At 43.9% G+C, this 25,568-nt stretch carries 20 protein-coding genes; 10 read left to right on the top strand and 10 right to left on the bottom strand.

Going from position 1 to position 25,568, the window contains the following annotated elements; all coding sequences use genetic code 11:
• Nucleotides 1-91: 91 nt before the first annotated feature.
• Nucleotides 92-856, bottom strand: coding sequence for a response regulator transcription factor (locus CFT61_RS03150; protein ID WP_233905049.1), 765 nt, complete (start codon nt 854-856; stop codon nt 92-94).
• A 380-nt stretch (nt 857-1,236) separates the two neighbouring features.
• Between CFT61_RS03150 and cysS the strand changes: the two genes are divergently transcribed.
• Nucleotides 1,237-2,727: a cysteine--tRNA ligase gene (gene cysS / locus CFT61_RS03145; protein ID WP_089543034.1), complete on the top strand. Its 1,491-nt coding sequence runs from the start codon at nt 1,237-1,239 to the stop codon at nt 2,725-2,727.
• 57 nt (nt 2,728-2,784) lie between these two features.
• On the opposite strand, the gene CFT61_RS03140 is transcribed toward cysS, so the two are convergent.
• The 7 genes from CFT61_RS03140 to CFT61_RS03110 all read right to left on the bottom strand — a co-directional run bounded on the left by CFT61_RS03140 (nt 2,785) and on the right by CFT61_RS03110 (nt 11,886).
• A complete protein-coding gene (locus CFT61_RS03140) occupies nt 2,785-4,644 on the bottom strand; it encodes a calcineurin-like phosphoesterase C-terminal domain-containing protein (RefSeq protein WP_089543033.1) in 1,860 nt (619 codons plus the stop codon).
• A gap of 36 nt (nt 4,645-4,680) precedes the next feature.
• Nucleotides 4,681-5,493 (bottom strand): DUF3108 domain-containing protein, encoded by an 813-nt coding sequence (locus CFT61_RS03135; RefSeq protein ID WP_089543032.1) that lies wholly within the window; start codon nt 5,491-5,493, stop codon nt 4,681-4,683.
• A gap of 5 nt (nt 5,494-5,498) precedes the next feature.
• Entirely contained in the window at nt 5,499-7,478 is a 1,980-nt protein-coding gene (locus CFT61_RS03130; RefSeq protein ID WP_089543031.1) for an Ig-like domain-containing domain, read from the bottom strand.
• An 82-nt stretch (nt 7,479-7,560) separates the two neighbouring features.
• Nucleotides 7,561-9,069, bottom strand: a complete 1,509-nt coding sequence (locus tag CFT61_RS03125; protein WP_089543030.1) for a GH3 auxin-responsive promoter family protein — start codon at nt 9,067-9,069, stop codon at nt 7,561-7,563.
• Between the two features lie 217 nt (nt 9,070-9,286).
• Nucleotides 9,287-10,375, bottom strand: a complete 1,089-nt coding sequence (rnc, locus tag CFT61_RS03120; protein WP_089543029.1) for a ribonuclease III — start codon at nt 10,373-10,375, stop codon at nt 9,287-9,289.
• Nucleotides 10,365-11,627: a beta-ketoacyl-ACP synthase II gene (gene fabF / locus CFT61_RS03115; RefSeq protein WP_089543028.1), complete on the bottom strand. Its 1,263-nt coding sequence runs from the start codon at nt 11,625-11,627 to the stop codon at nt 10,365-10,367. Before fabF ends, rnc begins: the two co-directional genes overlap by 11 nt.
• Before the next feature lie 22 nt (nt 11,628-11,649).
• Nucleotides 11,650-11,886, bottom strand: a complete 237-nt coding sequence (locus tag CFT61_RS03110) for an acyl carrier protein (RefSeq protein WP_004342032.1) — start codon at nt 11,884-11,886, stop codon at nt 11,650-11,652.
• 225 nt (nt 11,887-12,111) lie between these two features.
• On the opposite strand from CFT61_RS03110, the gene CFT61_RS03105 reads away from it, so the two are divergent.
• The 3 genes from CFT61_RS03105 (at nt 12,112) to nadA (ending at nt 15,410) form a co-directional block, all read left to right on the top strand.
• Nucleotides 12,112-12,714, top strand: coding sequence for a DUF4254 domain-containing protein (locus tag CFT61_RS03105; protein ID WP_089543027.1), 603 nt, complete (start codon nt 12,112-12,114; stop codon nt 12,712-12,714).
• Nucleotides 12,715-12,820: 106 nt separating this feature from the next.
• The gene (locus tag CFT61_RS03100) at nt 12,821-13,924 is read left to right on the top strand and encodes a glycosyltransferase family 9 protein (protein WP_089543026.1); all 1,104 of its coding nucleotides are present in this window, start codon (nt 12,821-12,823) and stop codon (nt 13,922-13,924) included.
• A gap of 493 nt (nt 13,925-14,417) precedes the next feature.
• On the top strand, nt 14,418-15,410 hold the full coding sequence (nadA, locus tag CFT61_RS03095) for a quinolinate synthase NadA (protein WP_089543025.1): 993 nt from the start codon (nt 14,418-14,420) through the stop codon (nt 15,408-15,410).
• A gap of 344 nt (nt 15,411-15,754) precedes the next feature.
• On the opposite strand, the gene CFT61_RS03090 is transcribed toward nadA, so the two are convergent.
• Together CFT61_RS03090 and CFT61_RS03085 are read right to left on the bottom strand one after the other, a co-directional pair.
• Entirely contained in the window at nt 15,755-16,435 is a 681-nt protein-coding gene (locus CFT61_RS03090; RefSeq protein WP_089543024.1) for a response regulator transcription factor, read from the bottom strand.
• Between the two features lie 29 nt (nt 16,436-16,464).
• Nucleotides 16,465-17,625, bottom strand: a complete 1,161-nt coding sequence (locus CFT61_RS03085; RefSeq protein ID WP_176425482.1) for a sensor histidine kinase — start codon at nt 17,623-17,625, stop codon at nt 16,465-16,467.
• Between the two features lie 416 nt (nt 17,626-18,041).
• Between CFT61_RS03085 and CFT61_RS17160 the strand changes: the two genes are divergently transcribed.
• The 6 genes from CFT61_RS17160 to CFT61_RS03065 all read left to right on the top strand — a co-directional run bounded on the left by CFT61_RS17160 (nt 18,042) and on the right by CFT61_RS03065 (nt 25,521).
• Entirely contained in the window at nt 18,042-18,173 is a 132-nt protein-coding gene (locus CFT61_RS17160; RefSeq protein WP_254918831.1) for a hypothetical protein, read from the top strand.
• A gap of 29 nt (nt 18,174-18,202) precedes the next feature.
• Nucleotides 18,203-19,717, top strand: coding sequence for a vitamin K epoxide reductase family protein (locus CFT61_RS03080; RefSeq protein ID WP_089543022.1), 1,515 nt, complete (start codon nt 18,203-18,205; stop codon nt 19,715-19,717).
• A 63-nt stretch (nt 19,718-19,780) separates the two neighbouring features.
• Nucleotides 19,781-19,927, top strand: a complete 147-nt coding sequence (locus tag CFT61_RS16795) for a hypothetical protein (RefSeq protein ID WP_176425481.1) — start codon at nt 19,781-19,783, stop codon at nt 19,925-19,927.
• Between the two features lie 40 nt (nt 19,928-19,967).
• A complete protein-coding gene (locus CFT61_RS03075) occupies nt 19,968-20,750 on the top strand; it encodes a GLPGLI family protein (protein WP_142990539.1) in 783 nt (260 codons plus the stop codon).
• A complete protein-coding gene (locus CFT61_RS03070) occupies nt 20,747-23,323 on the top strand; it encodes a carboxypeptidase-like regulatory domain-containing protein (RefSeq protein WP_089543020.1) in 2,577 nt (858 codons plus the stop codon). Before CFT61_RS03075 ends, CFT61_RS03070 begins: the two co-directional genes overlap by 4 nt.
• Before the next feature lie 5 nt (nt 23,324-23,328).
• Nucleotides 23,329-25,521 (top strand): peptidase domain-containing ABC transporter, encoded by a 2,193-nt coding sequence (locus tag CFT61_RS03065; protein WP_089543019.1) that lies wholly within the window; start codon nt 23,329-23,331, stop codon nt 25,519-25,521.
• Nucleotides 25,522-25,568 lie beyond the last annotated feature (47 nt).

Below are 25,568 nucleotides of genomic sequence, written 5' to 3'. Positions count from 1 at the left end.
CCTTGTGATTTATTTGCGGTTGCAAAATTAGAGAAAATATACGATATGTGCAATACTGATTTCTAACCAATTTTCGAATCAGGCAAGCACTTCAAATAAGGTTCATTCTTAATGCAATTTCTACTGCGGCTGCGGTATTGGCAACTTTTAACGATGCTAAAATATCCTGACGATGGCGATTAACCGTATAAATGGATATGTTTAACTTGTCGGCAATTTGTTTGCTTGGCACTCCTTTGGCTATCAATGACAGTATTTCAAGTTGTCGGCGGCTAAGAATTTTACGGTCACTCGCTTCGTATATGTCTCGTCCAACCATTTCCCCGGTCAATAGATTAACAATTATTCCATCTTGTCGGTTATGGGAAATAGGGTACGGGATGTAAGTGCATAGACCGAGTAAAACACTACCGTTGGCACTACAGCTGAAATATCTCGTTGTATGGAGTATCTTGACTTTTTCATTGTCTCCGGCCCGGTAAAAATTAAGGATACATGAAGCTGAAAAATTTGTCTTTTCTTTTATTGAACGTTCTTTTATAAAGTTGAAGAAACGAAGTTCCAGTACATGACGTTCAATAAGTTCGTCTTCTTTTGCATGACAGAATACGATGTCCTCAAAGGCAGAATTACGATCTACCATATATTCTGGAAGATTCATTATAGTTTGACCGAATCTTCCAGAATAAATATGGCATTCTTTATTTTGAAAATCTGATACGACTGCTATGCCTTCTGTTGCTAATGCATAACCGTTTGCACACGCTTTTGCTTGAGCGAGTAATAGTTCCCTGTTATCCGAGGCTTCAAACTCTTGATCTGTCAAAAGCGATTTTAGTTCATTTTCTTGCTTCATTCTGAATTGATATCTATTCGCACCATTACGGAGTAGTGCCATTTAAATTTTGTTGCAAAATTACTAATAATAATTGATTTAGATCACCAGTTTTTCTTAAAATATATTAATTGAATATGAAGTCGAAATAGAGTTGGTTATCATTAAATGTTGCTTAACCCACTTGAACAACTTATGACAAGCTTTACATAAGTTCTTATATGATACCTTTTTGGCTGCAAATATAGCATCATACAGAGAGAATTGACCATGGAAAATCTGTTCCATTAGTATTTTCGAGGAATTTAATAACATTTTGCGAATGATTTGTCGGATATATCAGAAAAATGAGTTAACTTTGCACTCAAAATATAAATAATTAAAAATAAGGTTCATACAAAATGGAACAGAAATTATTGATCTACAACACTCTCACACGTACGAAAGAGAGATTCACTCCGCTCCACGCTCCTAACGTGGGCATGTATGTTTGTGGCCCTACTGTGTATGGCGATCCGCATCTCGGTCATGCGCGTCCTGCCATCACATTCGATATACTCTTCCGCTATCTCAAGCACCTGGGCTACAAGGTTCGCTACGTTAGAAACATTACCGACGTGGGCCACCTGGAGCACGATGCTGATGAGGGCGACGACAAGATTGAGAAGAAGGCACGCCTGGAGCAGTTGGAGCCAATGGAGATTGCTCAGTACTACACCAACCGCTACCATGATGCCATGGAGGCGCTGAACGTGCTCCCTCCTAGCATTGAGCCTCATGCCACAGGCCATATCATAGAGCAGGAGAAACTGGTTCAGGAAATCCTGGACAATGGCTATGCCTACGAGAGTAACGGCTCTATCTACTTCGACATCGAGAAGTATAACAAGGATCATAAGTACGGTATCCTCTCCGGACGTAACCTGGAGAACGTTATCAACGAGAGCCGCGAGCTGGCTGGTATCGGCGAGAAGAAGAATCAGGCTGACTTTGCCCTCTGGAAGAAGGCTTCTCCTGAGCATATCATGCGCTGGCCTAGTCCTTGGAGCGATGGTTTCCCTGGCTGGCACTGCGAGTGTACTGCGATGGGCAGAAAGTACTTGGGTAGCCACTTTGATATTCACGGTGGCGGCATGGATTTGATTTTCCCTCACCACGAGTGCGAGATTGCGCAGGCTGTGGCTTCTCAGGGCGACCAGATGGTTCATTACTGGATGCACAACAATATGATTACCATCAACGGTCAGAAGATGGGTAAGAGCTTGGGTAACTTCATCACCCTGGAGCAGTTCTTCACTGGCAATCACGACAGTCTGGAGCAGGCTTATTCGCCAATGACCATCCGTTTCTTCATCCTCTCTGCTCACTATCGCAGCACAGTAGATTTCTCTAATGATGCCTTGAAGGCTAGCCAGAAGGGATTGGAGCGCCTGATGAATGGTTTGAACGACCTGGAGCGTGTGCCTGTGGCTAAGCAGAGCGATGAGCAGGTGAAGAAGTTTGTAAGCGAATTGCGCCAGCGCTGCTACGATGCGATGAACGATGACTTCCAGACTCAGCTCGTTATCAGCTACCTCTTCGAGGCTTGCCACGTAATCAACACAGCCCTCGACCACAAGGCAAACATCTCTGCTGAAGACCTGAAGGAGCTTTCAGAGACCATGCATCTCTTCACCTTCGACCTACTCGGCCTGAAGAGTGAGAAGGGAGCCAACAATGATGCTCGTGAAGAGGCTTATGGCAAGGTAGTGGATATGGTTCTCAACCTGCGTGCCAAGGCAAAGGCGGCCAAGGACTGGGCTACCAGCGACCAGATACGCGATGCTCTGGCTGAAGCCGGCTTCGAGGTAAAGGACACCAAAGATGGTGTTACCTGGAAACTGAACAAGTAAAAAATGTATGATATAAAATGAGAAAAGGCTTGGAAGTTGCAATAACTCCCAAGCCTTTTATTTTTGTGCTGCTGCAGAATCTTTCTTTCTTGCAGCAATCGTATCTTTCTGCCTGTTCAACAAAGAATCGCGCAACATCTTGTCTTTCTTATTCTTATATTCCTTATACTCTTTTTCGTAATAATGGGCAAAGTTGGCGAAAGGCTCTGTCGTTACCTCATCGCTTGATGCCGTATAGGTATTTCCGTATGGATCGGATGCCTTGATGATGATTCTGGCATTCGGATTCCTAGGAGTATAATAATAAAGGTGATTCATGATGAGATAACCATTTCCCTTGCTCACGAACCGATAGGATACACTCTCGCTGTATTTATGATGATAACCGGCGGCAAAGGCATCCTGACCCTTGCTGCTGATGCGGCGCATCAGATATTCCTTGCCATCCTCTACGGCTACCACACGCCAATGACTGGTGGCATTGAAGACATTGGCTACCAGGATATTTCTGTTGTTTGCCAACTGCCAGTCTTTGGCATATTTCTCGCCGTTGAAATCGGTCTGGGCACGGAAGATGGTCATCTGCTTGCTCTTATCCCAGAAAGTTCCCTTGTAATAACAGTTGCTGATACTGGTACCCACAAAACTATAGACATAATATCCGTTCGGGGTACCGCAGATGTTGATGTTCGACTGCCAGATGTTGCCACAGGCTGCAGCATGACAATGCTCCATCACATCCTCGCCCTCATAATTGATTTCGTGGTTGCAGGCAAAATGAGTATGGCCGCAGAAGAGTTCATATCCTCCCTTAAATGGCTTCAAAAGAGATAACAGCAGCGAGAGGCGGGAAGAGGAATAATGCCCCTCCTCATTGGCATTGGTCAGCGGCTTCGCCTTACTGAACGGCGCATTGCCGAAGGTAAAAGGAATATGATAGCAGAGCACCACCTTCTTATCCTTGGGCGTAAGGGCCAGATTCTGCTTCAGCCATTTCACCTGGCGCTCGCGCAATTCTCCAGGAGAATAATAAGACATGCCGCGATGGAAGAAGCAGTTGTTGATGCAGACATAATGCACATCGCCACGGTCGAATGAAAAATCGGTAGGACCGAAATTCTCCTCCCACTTCCTGCGGTAGAGTGCCTTTCCATCCTGATCGTGATTGCCGATAACGGAGAAAAGGCGCATCTCGGAAGAGCCCAATGCCTGGCGTATCTGACGCTCCAGCCTGGCATTATAGCCACCGTAATACTGTACGTCGTCGCCCATGCTGAGTCCATAGACAGGAGTGCCGGCAGGAAGACTCTTGATGGTTTGCTTGATGTCTGCCATCGTCTGTGTGGTAAATCTTTCTACATCACTCTTCTTGATGGGATTATCATCCGGAGAAGTATAGTAGGGGCTGTAGGCATTGGTAATCTGCGGGTCGCCGATGACTATCATCTTATAACTCGTCTCCTTGCCGCCAGGCAATCGCCTCAGGGTAAAGTCATAAATCTTTTTCTTGTTGGAAACAGCCTGGTAAAAACAAGCCGTGCGGTCGGTAGCCGAATGGGTAGGAACCTCGAACTCAGCAGGCACGGAAAAATAGATGAAGCGAGCCAAGCTGTCCCGCTTCATCTTATATCTTCCTCGGGAATCGGTTTTCACACATTTGAAGCCATCGCTCACGATAACGCCAGCCACACCGTTTCCCTCGGTATCTTTTAAAGAACCAGAGATATTGAAATCTCTCTTCACCACAGGCTTTTTCGTCTTCACCGTATCCGCCACCAGCGTGGCAGTCGTGTTATCCACTACCTTGTGGATAATAGGGAGCATATCATGCTTCCGGAGATGCAGGGTAACTCCTACAGCCACAAGAACGCAGCAGATGAAGACGACCAAGCCTGTATTCATCTGTTTTTTATTCATTTTTCCTCCTACACTATCACTTTTTCTGTCGTACTTCTACTTCACGATAGAAGTTATCGGGTTACGGGTACCCTTGGCATTCACGAGGAAAGCCTTGGCACTGCCGAATTTCAGGAACATATCCAGGCGAACAGGGATGTGGTTCTCATCGTCCGTGATATAGAAATCCACTATCTTCTTCCACTTCTCATCCTCATACTCCTGATATTCCAGACGCAGACAGCGGTATTTGATGCCGTTATCTGCCTTCACGGTCACCTTGCCGCCATACTTGAGCTGGGCAGGAGTGCGACCGCCACCATCACAGATAGGGAATTTCACGCTATGACCTTTCTTCCAGTTGGCAGGGTCGAAACTGCGGGCACGCAGGAAGATGTTCATCATGTCAAAGACACAGTCATCATAAGAATGCTTCTTCCATCTGTGCTCACCATGCTTGTTCTTATAATGCAGGTTTACATTGCAATTGCCGCCGGCATAGTTGTAGAAAACCTCATCCACGGTATATCGCTTGCCTTCGCGGGCTCCCTTGCGGAAATACATCGGAGCCATATCGGTGCCTGTATAGCAGAGCAGGGTATCGCGGAGAACGAAGAAATCGTCCACTCTCTTGTTACCGCGGGTTACCAGCGAACCACGATAGGCAGGCTTGCCCTTGTGGGTGGTCTGCACCACCGACATGCTGGCAGTGCCAGCCTTTACCCATACAAACTTCCAGTTGTAATAGAGATTGTAAGTCAGGAATTCACCCGACTTGAATGCAGTATTACGGAAAGTACACTGGGCCGATACAGAAGTATTGACCAAAAGCAGCAACATAGCTACTATAAATGACTTGAGTAACTTCATATCCTTTACATTTTAGGAACATACTGAATGCCGAGCTTAGCGGCACGCTGTACATTCTGATTCTTAACTTTCTTCTCCTTATCAGGCTTCTGCTTGGTGATGGCTCCCGGTTTCTGCAGCGAGAGTTCACGGGCCAGCGGATCCCAGCTTTCTGTGAGATCCCATTTCGCCTTACATTCTATCGCCTCCGGATAGTAATATACTTCCTCAGCCTGCTGGTCGCTATCATAATTACCCGTATCCCACTTGCCGTTATTGTTGCGATCTACGATCAGACGCATATAATACTTCTGTGGTTTGAGATAATAGAATTCTGCCACACCATTCACAGTCTTAGTCTCCTTTACCATTTTATCCTGTGCATCAAGCAGTTGCACGATGAGCGGCAGGTCGTGGAGCGAGGTGATGTTCACAAGCAGCGTACCATAGGTATCCAGCGAGTTGACCTTGAAGCCCTGCTTGATCGGTTTGGAAGCCAATCCGTAGATATCCTCAAAGGCAGCAGAATCTACCTCCAGACTGTATTCTATATCCGGTCGCCATTCTCCCCGGAGTTCATATTTCCGGTTCTCCAGCGGCAGGAATTCCATCGGAGCCCGATACCAGAGCGTATCATGCTTGGCATAGAGATGGATGGCGGCAGTATCTACCTTAGCCAATGGAGTAGGGAAGGAGAAGATGACATTCTGGTCGGGATCAAACTGCGATGATACACTCAGCTGTACATCGAGCGGTTTCACCTCCATCACCGAATCGTAGGGTTCGCCTTTCTTCTTCTTTTTCTCCTGCTTCTTGGTCCAAGCAGCCAGTTCCTTTTCCTGTTCCTTCATTCGCTTGGCGTATGGTTCCTTTGACAGGATTTCCTGGGCAGAATCGGTCTTGTTGACCAGTACTCCGGTACTATCCGTCATGCGGTAAGTGATATCCATCAGCAGCGTATCCTGATTCACCAGTGCCGTATCCTTCAGCCAGTAGGTAATGGTATCCTTCTTCTCAGAAGCCTCAACCAGGAAAGCATTCCCGGCATCAAAGTTGAGTCCCTTGATCTGTGGAAGAATGGAATCGCCATAACTGAAGAAGAGGGTGAAGCTATTTGCCTTCTGGCGCTCTGCCTTCAGGAAGAATCTGTCGGTCAGAGGCTCCGTAAAGGCTCTGAGCACGATATTATCAGGAAGGAAATGGATGTAATCCACCTGGTCTATCGACTTGATGTGCAGGGAATCCACCCAGGTGGTATCCTGTCTTACATCCGGTTTGCAGGAAGGCACGATGATGTCGTGGGAGAAAGCAATCTTCTCGCTCTTCTGACTGAACTTATAGTCGCCATCCTGATCCTGCAGGGCATAGATGCGGTAAGAACCCGGTGCCACACCCTTGATGACAAAGCGGCCGCGACTGTCGGTACGGCTCACTCGCAACATCGGTTTGGTGCGGAAGGCAGAATCGGCATGGTCGGCATACAATCCCACCAGGATACCCTTGACAGGTTCCAGATTCTCCGATTCCAGCACATGGCCCGAAACCTCCATAGTATCAATGGCAGCTCCCGTAGAGAAACTGTAGGTATAGTTTCCCATCGGATTGCCCTCGTTGTTATCGCTGATGGCATCCGAGAAGTCGATGGTGTAGGTGGTATTCGCCTTGAGTGAATCCACAAGCGATATCTGTATTCGCCTGCCGGCACCCTTGATTTCAGGCTGTTCCAGCTGTGGTGGCGAAACCACCACCTTCTCCGAAGGGTTATCGAGCTTGATAAACTCATCGAAGTAGATATTGATTTTCTTCTGGTTTACATTCACGGCGCCATCGGCTGGCGAAGCTCCTATCACCTTGGGAGGAGTCTCGTCAAACCATCCGCCATCCGGCTGTCCCATCTTGGCACAGGAAACCAGCAATAGGAAGACAAGCAGATAGAAAGGCAAAAACAGGGTATTTGCCTTTATCCGATTCTTCAACAATTGTATGATGTCGTTCTTGTTTGTCATTCTTTTCTATCTTACATGTCCACTATTCCTGCAGATTATGCAGTAAAAGCCTTATTCATAAAGACTTACTATATAAAAAGCCTTATTTGTTCATCATAAGCATCTCGTCGATGTTCTTGCGGCTGTTGCTCAGACGAGGAATCTTATGCTGTCCGCCCAACTTGCCCTTGCTCTTCAGCCATTCATTGAAGAGTCCCGGCTTAGCCTTCACTATCTCCAGGTGCTGGAGGGTGACATCGTGGAAGCGCTTTGCCTCGTAATCGCTGTTGATCTCCTGCAACTTGGTATCGAGCAGGCTGGCAAACTCATTCAGGTCCTTTGGTTCCTCAGAGAACTCGATGAGCCACTGGTGGCGGCACTTGGCATTGCTGTCCATATAGACAGGAGCAGCGGTATATTCCGCAATCTGCGCACCCGTCTTCTCGCAGGCATAGGCAAGTCCCTTCTCGGCATTGTCCATAATCAGCTCCTCACCAAAGGCATTGATAAAGTACTTGGTACGGCCGGTGATGACAAACTTGTATGGATTGGTGCTGGTAAACTGTATGGTATCGCCAATCATATAGCGCCACAAACCGCAGGAGGTGGTAATCACCATCGCATAGTTCTTGCCTACTTCCACGCCCCAGAGAGGCACCACGGTAGGATGATCGCTTCCAAACTCATCCATCGGGATGAATTCGTAGAACACATCGTAATCTACCATCAGCGACATGGCTGGATCTGAAGGATCATCCTGCAGACCGAAGAATCCCTCGCTGGCATTATAGGTCTCCATATAATGCATGTTAGGAGATGTGATAAGCTGCTCATACTGCTTGCGGTAAGGAGTAAAGGCGATGCCGCCATGGAAGAATACCTCCAGGTTAGGCCATACCTCCTCCAGATGCTGCTTGCCAGAAAGTTCCATCACGCGTACCAGTACGCTGAGCATCCAGCTAGGCACACCCGAGATATTGGTTACGTTCTTGTTCAGCGTTTCATGGGCGATGCGGTCGCGCTTCACCTCGAAGTCGCTCAGCAGTGCGGTTTCCTTCTTAGGTACACGCACCATGTTGGCAAGCGGATTGATGTTCTCGATGAGGATGGCACTCAAGTCACCCACCAGACTGCCCGAAACATTATAGTTAGGCGAATGGCTTCCACCGAGAATCAGGCTCTTGCCGTCGAATATCTTACTCTTTGGGTTGTTGCGCAGATAGTAAGCCACAGCATCGAATCCACCCTTGTAGTGGATGTTCTGCAAACCATCCTGCGAAACAGGGATGAACTTACTCTTGTCGTTGGTAGTACCCGAAGATTTGGCGTACCACTTCACCTGTCCTGGCCAGAGGATGTCTCTTTCGCCATGACGCATTCTGTCGATGTCGCCCTTCAATTCCTCATAGGTATTGACCGGCACATTCTGTGCAAACTTTTCGTAGCTATTTGTCGTATTGAGTAGATGTTTCACACCATATTCGGTGTTTTTGCCAGATGCCAAAAGGCGCATCAGTACCTCATGCTGCAATTCCTCTGCATCATGTACATACTTTTCCAAGCTCTTCTGGCGAGGCTTGAATACATTACTTACTATCGTTGTTAAACTCATATCTAGATATATATACCTTATAAAGTATTTGCAAAAGTACTTCAATCTTTTGATATAGAGAAAGTTTTTACTGTTTTTTAATACAAAACATAACCTATCGGGCAAGATAGGGGATAAGAATGTAAAATATCAAACAAAAAAACTCCCTTGAGACTACCATATCCGTCAGTCTCAAGAGAGTCTTTCCCTTATCTTAATCCAGTTCTATCATCATAGATTATTCCTTATCTTCTGCAAAGGCAGCTGCCTCGGCGGCTGCAATGATGTCCTCGCGGCTCATTTCCTTGGGCTCAGCAGAGATATCACTCAAGTCAAACTCGTCATCGCTTTCCTGAGTGGCTGTAGTGGTTATTTCTTCAGTAACAGTAGAAGCAACAACATCTTCAGCCGAAGAATTCTCTGTATAGACTTCTTCCTTGAAAACATTGACGTGTTTTTCTTCAGACTCCTGTTTTTCTGTGTCTTGCGAGATGATGAAATCATTCTTTACCTCGGTGGTAGGCACAGCCAGCACAGGTTCTTCTTCCATCTTTGTACGGTTTGCCTTGGCAGTAAATACAGAATCAATATACTGCGGTTCCTTGCGCAATCGTTCCAGGGTAAGCTTAGAGGCAAGCTGCTGGCTCTCCTTCTTGGAGTAACCCTTGCCTTCTCCGCCCTTTACACCTTCCATTACCACCTGATAGGTGAAAACAGGGCTTCCGTTCTTGTCTTTCTCCTGTCCCAGCATCACGAACTCCAGCTTCACGCGGTTCTTCTGGCTCCATTCGATGAGTTTGCTCTTGAAGTTCACCTCCTTGTAAGCCACCTTATCGATGTTTATCATTTTTGCCAGGATGCGCTTCTGCATGAATTTCATGCAGGCATCATAACCACGGTCCAGATAAACGGCACCAACCAACGCTTCGAAAGCATTTCCTCCCATATAGCTGTTATGAGAAGAACTGTGTCCATTAGATAAAACAAGTTGATTGATTCCCATCTCCTGGGCGAGCTTGTTGAGCGTATCACGCTGCACCAGCTTGCTTCGGGTATTGGTAAGGAATCCCTCTCGCTTGCCAGGAAAGTGCTGATACACGATATCACCCACTACAGCATCCAGTACGGCATCACCCAGAAACTCCAGGCGCTCGTTGTTCACAGGCTTGCCCTTGGAATTGCGGTGCATGATGCTCTTGTGCATCAGTGCCATCTTGTAATAACTGATGTTGTGTGGATAAAAACCTAGGATTTCGTACAAAGAAAAATAAAGCTCTTTATCCTTGCGGAAAGAGAGCTTTATTCTATCTATAAAATTATTCAGCATACTTCTTGAATACTACACAGCAGTTATGACCGCCGAATCCGAATGTATTGCTCAATGCAGCACGAACCTCACGCTTCTCAGCTTTGTTGAATGTGAAGTTCAGGTTGTAATCGAGCTCTGGATCGTTGTCACCCTCTTCGTGGTTGATAGTAGGAGGAACGATATCGTTCTTCACACTAAGAACACAAGCCATAGCCTCTACTGCACCAGCAGCACCGAGGAGGTGACCAGTCATTGACTTAGTAGAACTGATGTTGAGCTTGTAAGCAGCATCACCGAAGACAGCCTTGATAGCCTTAGCCTCAGAGATATCACCTACGTGGGTAGATGTACCGTGAACATTGATGTAGTCAATGTCCTCTGGCTTGAGGTTAGCATCAGCAAGTGCGCGCTCCATCACGAGCTTAGCACCGAGACCTTCTGGATGAGAAGCTGTGATATGATAAGCGTCAGCGCTCTCGCCCTCACCTACCATCTCAGCATAAATCTTCGCACCACGAGCCTTAGCGTGCTCAAGCTCCTCGAGAATCAAGCAGCCAGCACCCTCACCCATGATAAATCCATCACGGCTAGCGCTGAATGGACGTGAAGCATGCTCAGGGTCATCGTTACGAGTTGACAACGCGTGCATGGCATTGAAACCACCTACGCCGCAAGCGCAGATAGCAGCCTCAGCACCACCACTGACAATGATGTTTGCCTTGCCCAGACGAATCAGGTTGAAGGCATCTGCCAATGCGTTGCTTGAAGAAGCACATGCAGATGTTGTGGTATAGTTTGGTCCGTGGAATCCGAAGTGGATTGAAATCTGACCAGATGCGATATCTGCAATCATCTTAGGGATGAAGAATGGGTTGAACTTAGGACCGTTCTCCTCATGAGTAGCGAAATACGATACTTCATCCTCGAATGTCTTGATACCACCGATACCTACACCGAATACAACACCAACGTTGTTCAAATCTTCTGTTTCAAGATCAATGTTTGCATCCTTTACACCCTGCATAGCGGCAATCATAGCCAACTGGGTATAACGGTCGAGCTTGCGAGCCTCCTTACGGTCAATCCATTCATTGATGTTCAGGTCCTTTACTTCGCAAGCGAACTTTGTCTTGAAATTAGTTGTATCGAAATGAGTAATAGGGGCAGCACCGCTCTTTCCAGCGAGGAGGTTCTCCCAAGTTTCCTCAGGAGAATTACCAACTGGAGTCACAGCACCAAGACCTGTTACTACAACTCTCTTTAATTCCATTTATAAAATTTTAGTTGCTAATTTACTTAGCGTTCTCCTCGATGTAAGCGATAGCGTCACCTACAGTAGCAATCTTCTCAGCCTTATCGTCTGGGATAGAGATAGAGAACTCCTTCTCGAACTCCATGATCAACTCTACAGTATCCAAAGAATCTGCACCGAGATCATTTGTGAAGCTTGCCTCTGGCTTAACTTCTGCCTCATCAACACCGAGCTTATCTACGATAATTGCCTTTACTTTGCTTTCAATTTCTGACATAATTGTAACCTTTAAAATGTTTATAATTTAATTTCTAATTAAAAATCTGGGTGCAAAGGAACACTTTTTTTTTGATATAAACAAATATTTTAGCAAAAAAAGTGCTTTTCGGTGCACAAACACCCCCTAATTGTGCATCTTTTTCGCCTTTTTTCGCTTTTTTGTTGGCTCTTTGAGATTATTTTGTTACTTTTGTACGGTATTAAATCAAATAGTTCAAACCGTATGACATTTACAGAAAACGCTAACAAGATTTTTAATCAGGCGATAGCCGATTATCACATCAAAGACAACATTGATACTCCTATCAATAATCCATTCGAGGAAGGTACCATCGAGAACCGTCTCTACCTCAAGTGCTGGATTGACACCGTTCAGTGGCATTTCGAGGATATCATCCGCGACCCTCAGATCGACCCTGCAGAGGCGCTCGTCTTGAAGCGCAGAATCGATAAGAGCAACCAGGACCGTACTGATCTCGTAGAGCAGATTGATTCTTACTTCCGCGAGGTTTACAAGGATGTAAAGGTGCTGGATGATGCACGCATCAATACCGAAAGTCCTGCATGGGCTGTTGACCGTCTCAGCATCCTTGCCCTCAAGATCTATCACATGAAGGAGCAGGTGGAGCGCCCGGAGGCTTCTGAAGAGCACAAGGCTAAGTGCCAGGCTAAGCTCAACGTACTCCTCGAACAGCAGGTGGATCTTTCTACTGCCATCGACCAGCTCCTGGAGGACATCGAAGCTGGAAGAAAGTACATGAAGGTTTATCGACAGATGAAGATGTACAACGATCCTTCTACCAACCCTGTACTCTACAAGAAGTAAACCCGCATCAATCAGAATAGAAGCAGAGTAGGCTTTGTTTTTTACCATAAAAAGCGAAGCCCGCTCTGTTTTACACCTTATTATATATATAAAGAGACTAAAAAAGATGAAGACAGAGCATATTCTCGTTATTAGATTTTCGGCCATGGGTGACGTTGCCATGACTGTACCCGTGATTTATTCATTGGCAAAGCAGTATCCTCACGTAAGAATCACCGTGTTAAGCCGTTCCTTTGCTCGCCCGTTCTTCGAGAATCTTGCCCCAAATGTCGGTTTCATGGAGGCTGACCTCAAGGGGGAATATAAGGGTGTAAAAGGTCTCAATGCACTCTATCGCCGGCTCATCGCCAAGCAGTTTACTGCGATAGCCGACCTTCACAGTGTTTTGCGCTCCAGCTATCTGCGCATGCGCTTCAACCTCTCCAACTTCAAGGTGGCACATATCGACAAGCATCGCAAGGGAAAGCGCAAGCTGGTGGCTTCCTCAGGCAAGGTGATGGAGAAACAGCCATCTTCCTTCCAGAATTACGCCGATGTCTTTGCCAAGTTGGGTTATCCTGTACAGATGGATTTCACTTCTCTCTTCCCGGAAGAAGGAGGAGATCTGAGTCTGCTTCCTGAACAAGTTTTCCAGGTTACTGTTGATAACAGCAAGGATAAATCCACAGTTATCAACAAGGATGCTCATAACCCAGCGGAACCTTGGATAGGTCTGGCTCCATTCGCTGCCCACGAGGGCAAGATCTATCCGGTACAGCAGATGGAGAAGGTAGTAGAACGCCTGATTCACAATCATCCTCACTGCCGCATCTTCCTTTTCGGAGGCGGACAGACCGAAACTCCGGTGATGAATGCCTGGGAAGAGAAATATCCACAGGTGGTGAATGCATCTGGCAAGCTCCACGGCATTTCCGATGAACTCATCCTGATGAGTCATCTCCGCCTGATGATCAGTATGGACAGCGGCAACATGCATCTGGCATCTCTGGTCAATACCCCAGTGGTAAGCATCTGGGGAGCCACCCATCCTTACGCCGGTTTCATGGGCTGGCATCAGAGTCCCGACAATGCCGTACAGCTCGATATGCCTTGCCGCCCATGCAGCATCTATGGCAACAAGCCGTGCATGCGTGGCGACTTTGCCTGCATGAAGAACATCTCGCCGGAGCTGATTGTGGAAAAGGTAGAGAACGTTCTGAACAGAAAATAAAGAGAATCTTTTCCTTCATAAAAGAAGAAGAGATGGATAAAGAGATAGAAGAAGCAGATTTTCCGATGACGCAAAAGTCAGGGGAAAACCTGCTTTTTTCATTATCCACAAACCCGTGGAAAAGTATAAGGAAAACCACAGGAATAACTATTTAATAACTTTGTGGATATCCACCGCTCCCATCCCGAAACCCGAGGAATAGGGATATCCACAGGGTTATTAATAAGTTTTTAGAAACTTTTTCGCAGTTTTTGACGGAAAAAAGATATAAACTTATTAACTTTGCACCGAATTGGGGAAATGTTGATAAAAGAGCTAATCCTTTAAAGACCAAGAAAAAGATTTCCAAGTCGAATACGGATAACTCTGCATAAGATATGGATAATGAAAAAAGCAAATTTAGAAGGTGTTTTTTATCCACTTATCCACGACATATCATCATCCTTATAATCTCTTTTTAAAAATAAGAAATAAAAAATATAATATTAATGTTATGGTGAAAAAAGAATGGATTGAGAAAGGTTACGTGGATGAACCGATCGACGAAACCTTAGACTTGAAAGCTGAAATCAGAAAGCTTTGCAAGGAGAAAGATGCGATTATCCTGGCACACTACTACACAGTAGGCGAGATTCAGGATATTGCCGACTTTGTGGGTGATTCTCTGGCTTTGGCTCGTAAGGCTGCTGAAACAGAAGCTAAGGTGATGGTGATGTGCGGCGTGCACTTCATGGCTGAAACCTGCAAGCTCTTGAGTCCAGACAAGATTGTGCTCTGCCCTGACCTGAATGCCGGCTGCTCGCTTGCCGACAGCTGCAAGGCTGAGGATCTGAAGAAGTATAAGGAAGAGCACCCAGGCTACCAGGTGGTAAGCTATGTGAATACCACCGCTGCCGTGAAGGCTTTGACCGATTGCGTGGTGACCAGTGGCAATGCCAAGAAGGTAATCGACAGTTTCCCACAGGATGCGAAGATTATCTTTGGTCCTGATTACAACCTCGGCAACTATATCAACAGCGTAACAGGCAGAAACATGCTGCTCTGGAACGGTGGCTGCCATGTACACGAGAAATTCTCGGTAGAGGCTATCATCAAGTTGAAGCAGGAGCATCCTGAGGCAGTTGTGATGGCTCACCTGGAGTGCAAGGCACCAGTGCTTGCCGTAGCCGATGTGAAGGGTTCTACCGCCACGATGCTGCATTATGCCCAGGAGCATCCAGAAATCAAGGAATACATCATCGCCACAGAGGCAGGTATCCTGCATGAGTTGGAGCGCAACTGCCCTGACGTCATCTTCTATCCTGTACCACCAGAGGTAAGTGAGGGTGGAGTAGGTTGCAGCTGCAATGAGTGCGAGTATATGAAGATGAACTCATTGAAGAAGATCTACAATAGCCTGAAGTTCGGCTGGCCTACAGTAGAAGTGGCTCCAGAAATAGCCAAGGATGCCGTGAAGCCTATAGAAAAGATGCTTTCGCTTTCATAGGAAAAAGGTTATAGGCTTATGGGAGATATCTTATAGAATTATAGAAAAAAGGTTATAGGCTTATAGAAAAAAAGGATAAGCCCTAACGATTTTTTATATTCAATGATTTTGAATCTCCGTTCAATAGTTTTGAATGTGCGTTCAATGATTTTGAATGTACGTTCAAAACTATTGAACGGAGATTTTCTTTAATAGTATCAATATTTACCATTAAGGATATTCCTATTTTCCCTTAATGGTGTTTTTATTTACCCTTAAGGATAATTCTATTTACCCTTAAGGATATTTCCATTTTCCCTTAATAGTATGCCTATTTTCCCTTATGGGATTGAGTCGTTATTAAACTACTCATCCATCCACATCCTGAATCCTTCGCCACGAAGGGTATCCAGGTGAATGGAGGCATCCTTGGCGAAATATTTCCTGAGGTTATAAACCACGTTGTTGAGGTTCTCATCCGAACAGCTAATGCCTCTCCATACAGAATTCTTGAGATCCTGACGGGTAACTACTTCTCCTTTATTGATCCATAGAGCCTTGATGGTAGCATATTCCGTGTTACTCAGCGTTTTCTCGTTGTTACCATAAATGCTGAGAATATGGGTTTCTGTATCAAGGGTATAGGCTCCCATATTGATTTTGTGGGAGTTACTGAAGTCGCTATGTTTGGCGTAACGTTTCACCCACAGCAACAGCTTCTCTTTGCTGAACGGCTTCTCCAGATATACCACTGCGCCATTTGTTATAGCCTGTTCCTCAGTTTCCACTCCGCTGTCAGAAGATACGAAGATGATAGGAATGTCTTCGGCGGCGAGTCGGATATCGTTGATTCTCTCAAGACTGTTTTCTTCTCCCACCATCACATCCAGGATAATGATGTTGGGGTTCAGTTTCATGATGAGACTCTCTATGCCAAACAGTGAGTTCTGAAAATAGACCTCATAGTCGGCAGCCTGCAGGATCTTGGTTGCGATGTTGCCAAACAACAGGTCATCATCTACCAGCAATACTTTTATCTTTTCCATTGTCTTGTTGTTTTTTCGGTTCTTGTTTCCTATTTCTTTTTCATGGGAAGAGTAAAGGTAAAGGTGCTGCCCTTACCCGGTTCACTTTCTACCCTGATGGTTCCTCCATGTGCCCTGACGGCATATTTCACCAGAGCAAGTCCGATGCCATATCCGTTCTTATGCTGGGTTCCCGGTATGCGATAGAATTGCTCGAAAATCTTCTTCTGATATTTTCTGTCGATTCCGATACCGTTGTCTTTTACGCTGACGATGGCGAAATGTTCATCAGAACGGATACTTACTTCTATGTCAGCTTCCGCTTCAGAATACTTCACGGCGTTTTCTATCAGGTTGCCCAGAACATTCTCTATCAGATAGCGGTCTGCAGGAATCTCTTCCTTGCTGGTTCTGCAGTCATGGATATGTATGCTGTGTGGCTTGTCTGCATAGTTGCTATCTACCTGTTCCTGTGCCAGTTTTGCCAATTCCATGAGATTTACTGGTTCTTTGTTCAGAGCAAGCTTGTTTTCTCCTGCTTTGGCAGTAATGAGAATCGTCTTGATGGTATTGGCAAGATTCTGAATCTTCTTCTCCGAAGAATGTAGCAACTCCTGGAGCTGCATGTCTTCTATGCTGTCCTTGATGAACCCCAACGTGAGGAGTACGCTTGCCAATGGTGCCTTCAGGTCGTGGATGGTGCCATGAATGCTTACCTCTCGATTTCTCAAAAGGTTTTCCTTATTTCTGATGGCAGTCATCTGGTATCCTACGCAGAAGACGATGATGAGAGCTAACAAAATGGTGGCCACAAGTGTTTCTATAGAATTTCTGATGAAGGAAGATGGAGTTATATCCACCTTTGCTTGAACGAAACGGATCGGTTTGAGCCCGATGCCGATAGGCTTGCTAGCCTGCCAAGTCTCAATGTCCTTTATTTGCCCATAACTCTTAATGACCTTTTTATTCTCATCTAATATTAATAAGGTATAGGTAAAGCCCTCATTTAAATTCTTCTTGAATATTTGAGAGAGTTTATTGATATTAATAGGATTACCCTTGGTAGTAAGTATGTCTTTTGTCAATAATCCCATAGCTTCAGCTTCAGTCTCGATAATGCCTTTGTCTCTTAGGTCTTGGATGTTTATTTCGTCAAAACGAATGACATCTTCTTTCTTGGGCTTTGCTTTGATGAAGTCTTCGTCCGTCATTATTTTTGTGTAGAGTCGTTGCTTTCCATCTTTATGTGGATTGTAATTTTGATGTGCTCGGATAGCATATTCTTCATCAACAGAAACTTTCAGTGCAGAATTTATCTTATCTATTTCCTTATAGGTATATTCCTTGTATTGCAAAGACACATTATATCCTTGTAACAAAGTAACAACTAAAAGTGCTAAAATCGTTATACAATAATACTTTTTCATGCTTTGTATTTTTACTTATTTTACTTCAAGAGTGCAAAAATACAAATATTTTTTCAAGTAGCGTACTTTCTAACATCATTTTTATATAATAATTTAGGGGGCAAATATTATGTGAGAAATGATGTAAAAAGTTTGGTAGTTTGAGCAATTTGCCGTAATTTTGCACCTAGATATTTTAATTAATATAAAGAGTAACAGCTATGGATATATTGAATAATAATGAACAGGGCAAAGTCCTAGGTGGAGGCTATTGGTGGCAAGCACCTAATGGACTATGGATCTACATCGAAAGTGATGAAGAACCAGATGGCGAAGATGTAATTCTCGCTTAATCTAAGTACAAAACAATTAAAAAAAAGAAATGAATAATTCAAACTTGTACATAATGAATCTTATCAAACTCTATTTGAAAGCTTATAAAATAGCTTTCAATGATAAGGAGTTGTGCAAGGTTCTAGTGACAGATCCTGATTTTCCGAGTCTTGCCTCTGTCTCTAGAACATTGAATTATTATGGTTTGGCTTCTGATGCATATCTTTTAGATAAGCAAGAAAAGGTTACTTCTTTAAAAGGTATGTTGGTTCATGTCTCTCTCAATGAAGGACATTTCTTTGTGGTGAAAAAACAAAGTGAAGATAGCTTAACTTTGTTTGATGGCAAGAGCTATAACTTGCCAGTAAATGAATTCTTGAATGTTTGGGATGGCGTGGCTCTCATAGTGGAAGAACCAAAGAAGATAAATGCTTGCCATAGAGGAGGGGTGTCTATTCAAACAGGAATGGTATTCTTTGCCGTGATTTGCATTTGCCTTCTATTATGGGAGTATTGTACAAAGCCTGTGTTTCCTATGTTGTTGCTAAATTGTACAGGATTAAGCCTGTCTATGTTACTTACAAAGCATAGGCTAGGGTTGGGGTTCGTTGACAGATATTGTCAAATCGGCAAAAAGTTTGATTGTCAATTAGTCTCTGCTAAACAGCCTTTGCAAGACAGGCTTCCTTTTGCATTGGATGAACTTGGGATATTCTTTTTCTTTTGGAACATTCTGTCCTTGGTAATGATGGGAAATGTTTCTTTGCTACAATTTGCCTTATGCACATTTGCTTCATTAGTTTGCTTGGGATTGTTGGTATATCAAGCTTTCTTTATACATAAATATTGCGTGTATTGTTTAGGTACATATATAGTTATTTGGCTTAGTACGCTCGTGGCTATAAAAACTGCAGTTATACCAATTGGGTGGGGGAATATTATGTATAACACTGGAGTTCAGGCATGTTTGGCATTACTTTTGTCTAATTTTACTTCACAACACTTTCAAAAACAAAAGAAGTTATTTGAAAATGAAGTTCTATTGCTAAGGCTTAAAAGAAACCATGCTGTGTACAAGGCTCTTTCAAATGACCGCATGATGGTAGAGGACTTGGGAATGTATGGGATACAATTTGGCGATAAAGGAGCGAGTTGTAAAATACGTATGATTGTAAGCCTTGATTGTAAGTTCTGTCAAAAGGCAATTCGAGAAGCAGCCTCTTTGATCAAGAGGTTTCCTCAACGTTTTAGTTGTGAAGTAATATTGGCAGATGGCTCTTCTTTAGTAGAAGGATTGAGTGGCTATGTTGCAAATCGTTTACGTGAGTTCAATATCATTCAAGAATATTATAGGGGAAATCGGGATATGTCAATTTTTGAGAAGTCTTCGTCAAAGGACATTTCTGAAAAGCTAGAGTTTGCTTCTGTAATATCTCAATATAAGAAAAATCAGAAGATAATCAAGGAACTTTCTATAGAAAAGCTACCTTTGATACAGATAAATGGAAAAACGAAGTCTTCCTATTATGATATATCTGATTATCAGTATATGGTTGAGATTTAGACAAGAAAAAATAGTTCGGACTAATATAACATAAGTTTAACAATTTAAAAAGAAGGATTAGTTATGAAAAAATTAACACTTTCAGAGCAGAGCCACGTAGTTGGTGGCTACAATGATGAAAAATGTAAGGAGCTACAAGGTGACGCATCTCAAGGAACAGTACAGGATTGGGATGCTTGGGCTGATAGCTTCATGGAAAATTGTGTGTAAATAGCATTTTTTAAAGAATGTGTGTAGCCAAAATTTAATTTTGGCTACATTTTTAGTTTCTATTATGAAGTATTTATTTATTTTATTTTTCGCATTTATAAGTTCTATCTCGAAAGCACAAGGTACTTATGAGATTGAGCCTTCTCGTATGGAAGTTAAATATGTGGTTTCATATCTTGGAGATTATCATAACAAGACATTGGGAAAAACAAGCAATCTGTGTGCCTTAAGATGTGGAAGTACAACTAGTCAATTCTTTTGTTATGAAAGAGTTAGAGAAGACTCTTTGGAATTCGTACCTGGTGGTTTTGAATTACTTAGTAAAGAGAGACATGATGATGAAATAGAGCAAACATATACTCCTTTTCGAGGAGAATTTATTTACAGGAATAATACCAATGGAGTATATACGGTGTATGGTCGTTGCATGGGTGAACATTATGAATTCAAGGATAGTGTGTGCATGAACTGGACCATAGATCAGGATTCTACAAGGATGATATTAGGTTATAAGTGCCAGAAAGCAGAGACGGATTTCCGTGGGAGACATTGGGTCGTTTGGTTTGCAGCAGATATTCCTTTATGTTTAGGACCTTGGAAAATTGCGGGTTTGCCAGGCCTTGTTTTGCGAGCAGAATGCCTAGGTTTTCTAGAAATAGAAGCAAATGGTATTTTTACAAAGGGATTAACTCCTGTAAAATTCTATAACTATTATAAGAAAAAGTTTACGATAATTAATAGGAAAAAGTTTCTTAAGATTAAAACAAATCCTTTATCGTATCCCAAAGGAGCTATGATGATACCACAAATGGAATTGGAATGAAGAAGATACTCTTTTTGATAATATGTGTTCTGTTGAGCTTACAAATTTCCGCTCAAGTTGCAGTAACAGGACATGTTGTTGATGATGAAAATAAGCCTTTGGCTTCCGTTATCATCAAATGTCTTAATACCCAACACAAAATGCGTGGCTATGCTACTAGTAGTAATAATGGATCTTTCTCTATCAATGCAGAAAGAGGAGATTCCTTAACCTTCACTATGCTTGGTTTTCAAGAAGTGCATATTGCAGTGAAAGGTGACATGAAGCCTTTAACCGTAAAAATGGGTAGTGGAGCTATCGAACTTAAGGAGGTTTCTGTGAAATCGGATAAGGTGCATGAACGTGGCGATACTGTCAGTTATGTGGTAGGTGCCTTTGCAAACAGTAATGATCGCTCTATCGGTGATGTTATCGCCAAAATGCCTGGCTTTGATGTGGACAAGAGTTCCGGTAAGATTTCTTACGAGGGAAAACCTGTCAGCAAGTTCTATATCGAAGGGCTTGACATGCTGGGAGGAAAATATGGAGCGGCAACAAATACATTGCCGCAGGATGAGGTTGGTGCTGTCGAAGTTATGAGAAAGCATCAGCCTATTCGTGTCTTGGATGATTTTACCTATACGGATGATGCGGCTGTCAATATCAAGATGAAGAATAGTGCCAAGAGTCATTGGGTAACGTCTTGGAAATTAGCTGGCGGATATGGGAATAATCATTCTGACAATGCTAGAGGTGACCAAGGACTTTGGGCTGTTGAAGGATTTGGCTTGAGATTGAAATCGCAATTCCAAACGATGCTGACTTATAAAACAAATAACATAGGTCTAGATATTAGCCGTGAGTCCACAAGTTTATTTGATGCGGAGTCTGGTAATCAAACACTCCCACAAGATTTTATCTTGTTATCTTCGCCGAAGGCTTCCAGCCTCAATCAAGAACGAAGCTTGTTTAATAGAAGTCATGCTGTCACAATGAATATGCTAAAGAAGCTGAATGAAGATTCTCAGTTGAATTTCCAATTAGTTTATAACAATGAACGAGACAATGCATGGGGACAGCGGAATACTGTTTATACACGAAATAACGGTAATCGGGTAATTGATAATTCCAAAACGTTGAGAAGCAATAATAATGATCTTTATGCATTGCTAAAGTATGAATTAAATTCAGAGAAGAGTTATTTACGTAATTCTTTATCCGGCAATATAACCTGGTTGTCACAACGCTTGGAGGAGGTGGGTACTCATTCGCATCTTCAGCATGCTTATCTTCCTGTATATGATTTTAGGGATAATCTATATGTGGTAAGACGTTTTGGCAAGTCTTTGATTTCTTTTTATTCCTATAATACATTTCAGAATCGTCCACAATATCTAGACGTAGATTCCTTGATAAGACAGGATGTTGCTCAAAGATATTACGCAACTGATACCTATGGAATGGGTGGCTGGAAACTTGGTTTGTTTAATCTGAGTATGAAAATGGGCATGAAGGGTGTGCTCCGTTATCTGGATGCCACGGCTAGTGGTTTGCCAGATTCCCTGGGAGTTTTAGCAGACAAGAGTCATTTTAGTTATGCGCGATTATATATGAGCCCTCAGGTTGAGTTCTCAAAGCATGGCTTTGTGTTTACCTTCTCTGTTCCTTTCGAGAATACATACTATAAATATAGTGAATCCGATGGTAAGAATTGTTTTTCTGTCTCGCCTTTGCTGAATGTTCGTTGGGATGTGACCTCTCGTTTTGCTATGGGGTTGAATGGAAGTTATCATATAGAGCCTTTGGACTACAATCGTTTTTATGGTTCTCTCATCTTGCAAGATTATTTGACGCTAAACCAAGGATACTTGGGATATGAGATGATAAAGAACAAGTCCCTGAGATATACGATTCTCTATCGTAATGCACTGAAGGGTACGCATCTGGTAACTTCTGTGACAAGACGCTTTACGGAAAACCCTTATACAATGACTCAGAAATTTATAGGGGATTACATTGCGTGGGGAACAGAGGCGCAAGTTACAAAAAGCAGTAGTTGGTTATGTAACTTCAACTTGCAGCAAGGATTGTCTTGGCTTGGTGGAAAAATAGTACTACGTAGCTTATTTACCCACAATGATTCTAAGATGTTGCAAGATGGAGACTTGGTAAATTCAAAGTACAATGTGCTTAATGCCTCAGGCTCATTGCTCTTGTCTCCTTACAAAGACATGACCATGACATATAGCTTGAAGTATGCTTATTCTGACATGAAGGCTGATTATAGTGAAAGAACTTCATTTGAAAGTTGGCTACATGAAATATCTGTCATTGTTCCATTGTCTGCCTTCCGTATTCATTTGGATGGAGATTATTATCACAACCAGATAACGGAAAGTAAATACAAGGATATGTTTTTGGCTAATTGTACATTAGGCTATAAAACCAAGCATATAGATTGGGAATTGAAAGCAAGTAATATATTCAATAAGAAAGTCTACGCATATACCACGGCCTCCAATTTGGTAACCATGCAATCTGTTACAGCAATACGTGGTCGTGAAATCATGCTTTCAATCAACTATAAACCATAGAAATTATGAAGGTGAGAAAACAGCATGACAGCATGCAATGCGGCATCACTTGCCTGCAAATGGTATGTAGGTTTTTCGGCAGGGAGTACTCGTTGGACTCTCTGTCGAAGATTTGTTTTGCCACAACGGAAGGTGTTTCCATGTTGGGCATCAACGAGGCAGCAAAAATATTGGGATTTCAAACGGTTTCGGCAAGGGCCACAATAGAGGAACTAAGCGAGACTCCGCTCCCTTGCATCCTTCATTGGAACCAGAACCATTTCGTGGTATTATATAAGGTGAAGAAGGGCAAGAAGTTCTATATCGCAGACCCTGGCAAGGGAAAGACAACTTATAATCTTGAAGAATTCAGACGGCATTGGATAAGCACTCGCTCTAATGACGAGGACAAGGGTATCGCCATGTTTTTCGAAACCACTCCTGCCTTCTTTACCTATCAGATGGAAGGAGAAGATAGACAGAAGGAGAAGCGTTCCTTCAAGTTCCTTCTCAGATATTTCAAGAAATACCGCAAGGCATTCTCCTGGATTGTCTTGGGACTGCTTGCGGGCAGCGCCCTGCAGCTGGTGTTGCCGTTCCTTACCCAATCCATCGTGGATGTCGGTATCAAGAACCAAGACATTGGATTCATCTGGCTCATTCTCTTCGGCCAGTTGATGCTCACCGTCAGCCGAACTGCGATAGACTTCGCCCGCCGATGGTTCCTGCTCCGTATCTCCATGCGGATCAATATCTCCCTGGTGAGCGACTTCTTCATCAAACTTCTGAAACTGCCGATGTCTTTCTTCGACACCAAACTGATGGGCGACTTGATGCAGAGAATGAACGATCATAGTCGTGTGAACAACTTCCTCACCCAGCAGACGCTCAACATCACCTTTGCCATGCTTACCTTCGTGGTGTTTTCGGTGGTGCTCTTTATATATAATAAGATAGTGTTTGCCATCTTCTTATTGGGCAGCATACTGTATGGAGGATGGATGGCTCTCTTCCTGCAGCGAAGAAAGGTGCTCGATTATGAACTCTTCGAGCAGCAGGCCATCAATAACAACAGGACATACGAGTTCATCACTTCTATGCAGGAAATCAAGTTGCAGGATTGCGAGCAGCGCAAGCGAAAGGAGTGGGAGGAGACACAGGTGAATCTTTTCAGAGTGCAGCAGAAATCTCTAAAACTACAGCAGACCCAGGAGGCAGGAAGTATTTTTATCAATGAGGTGAAGAATATTGTAGTGACGGTGGTTGCCGCTACGGCGGTAATCCAAGGGCACATGACTTTGGGTATGATGCTCGCCGTGCAATATATCATCGGACAGCTCAACTCGCCGGTGGAGCAACTCATGAACTTCTTCTATTCCGTTCAGGATGTGAAAATCAGTCTGGAACGAATCAATGAGATTCATCAGATGGATGATGAGAACGGGAAGGATGGCTTGCTGACAGGTCTTGATCATCCTGAGGATGGTATCCATATCAGCAACATCATGTTCAAGTATGATCCTCATGCCCTCAGAAAGACAATAGACGGGGTGGATATTCTTATTCCTCAAGGCAAGGTGACGGCGATAGTGGGAGCTTCGGGCAGCGGAAAGACCACGCTCATCCGATTGATGCTGGGTTACTACCCGGTGCTGGAAGGAAAAATCACCATCGGCGATACCGACATCAATCAGCTCAACAGGAAATGGTGGCGCAGGCAGTGTGGCGTGGTGATGCAGGAGGGTGTCATCTTCTCGGAAAGCATCAAGCGCAACATAGCTGTGGATGATGCAGAGATAGATGAAGCCCGTTTGATGAGAGCCGCAGAGATAGCTTGCATCAAGGATTATGTGATGGCCTTGCCGCTGAAGTTCAACACCAAGATAGGGCGTGATGGCGTAGGGCTGAGCCAGGGACAGAAGCAGCGCATCCTGATAGCGAGGGCTGTTTATAAGAATCCTGACTATATCTTCCTGGACGAGGCAACCAACTCGCTCGATGCTAACAATGAGCGTAATATCGTGGAGAACCTGGATAAGTTCTATCAAGGCAAGACGGTTGTGATTGTAGCGCATCGCCTGAGCACGGTGAAGAATGCCGACCAAATCGTGGTCCTTGACCAGGGAAAGGTGGTTGAGATTGGCAACCATGAATCATTGACCGCTAAGCGAGGGGCATATTATAACCTTGTAAAGAATCAGTTGGAACTGGGAAACTAAAATGCGTTTGATATGGAATAAAATCGCCAGCGAAGCAGTAGTAAAGC

It is taken from the genome of Segatella copri, assembly GCF_002224675.1.
Classification (GTDB): domain Bacteria; phylum Bacteroidota; class Bacteroidia; order Bacteroidales; family Bacteroidaceae; genus Prevotella; species Prevotella copri_U.
Note: the sequence above shows the minus strand (reverse complement) of the source record. Positions and strands in the feature narration are given on the sequence as shown.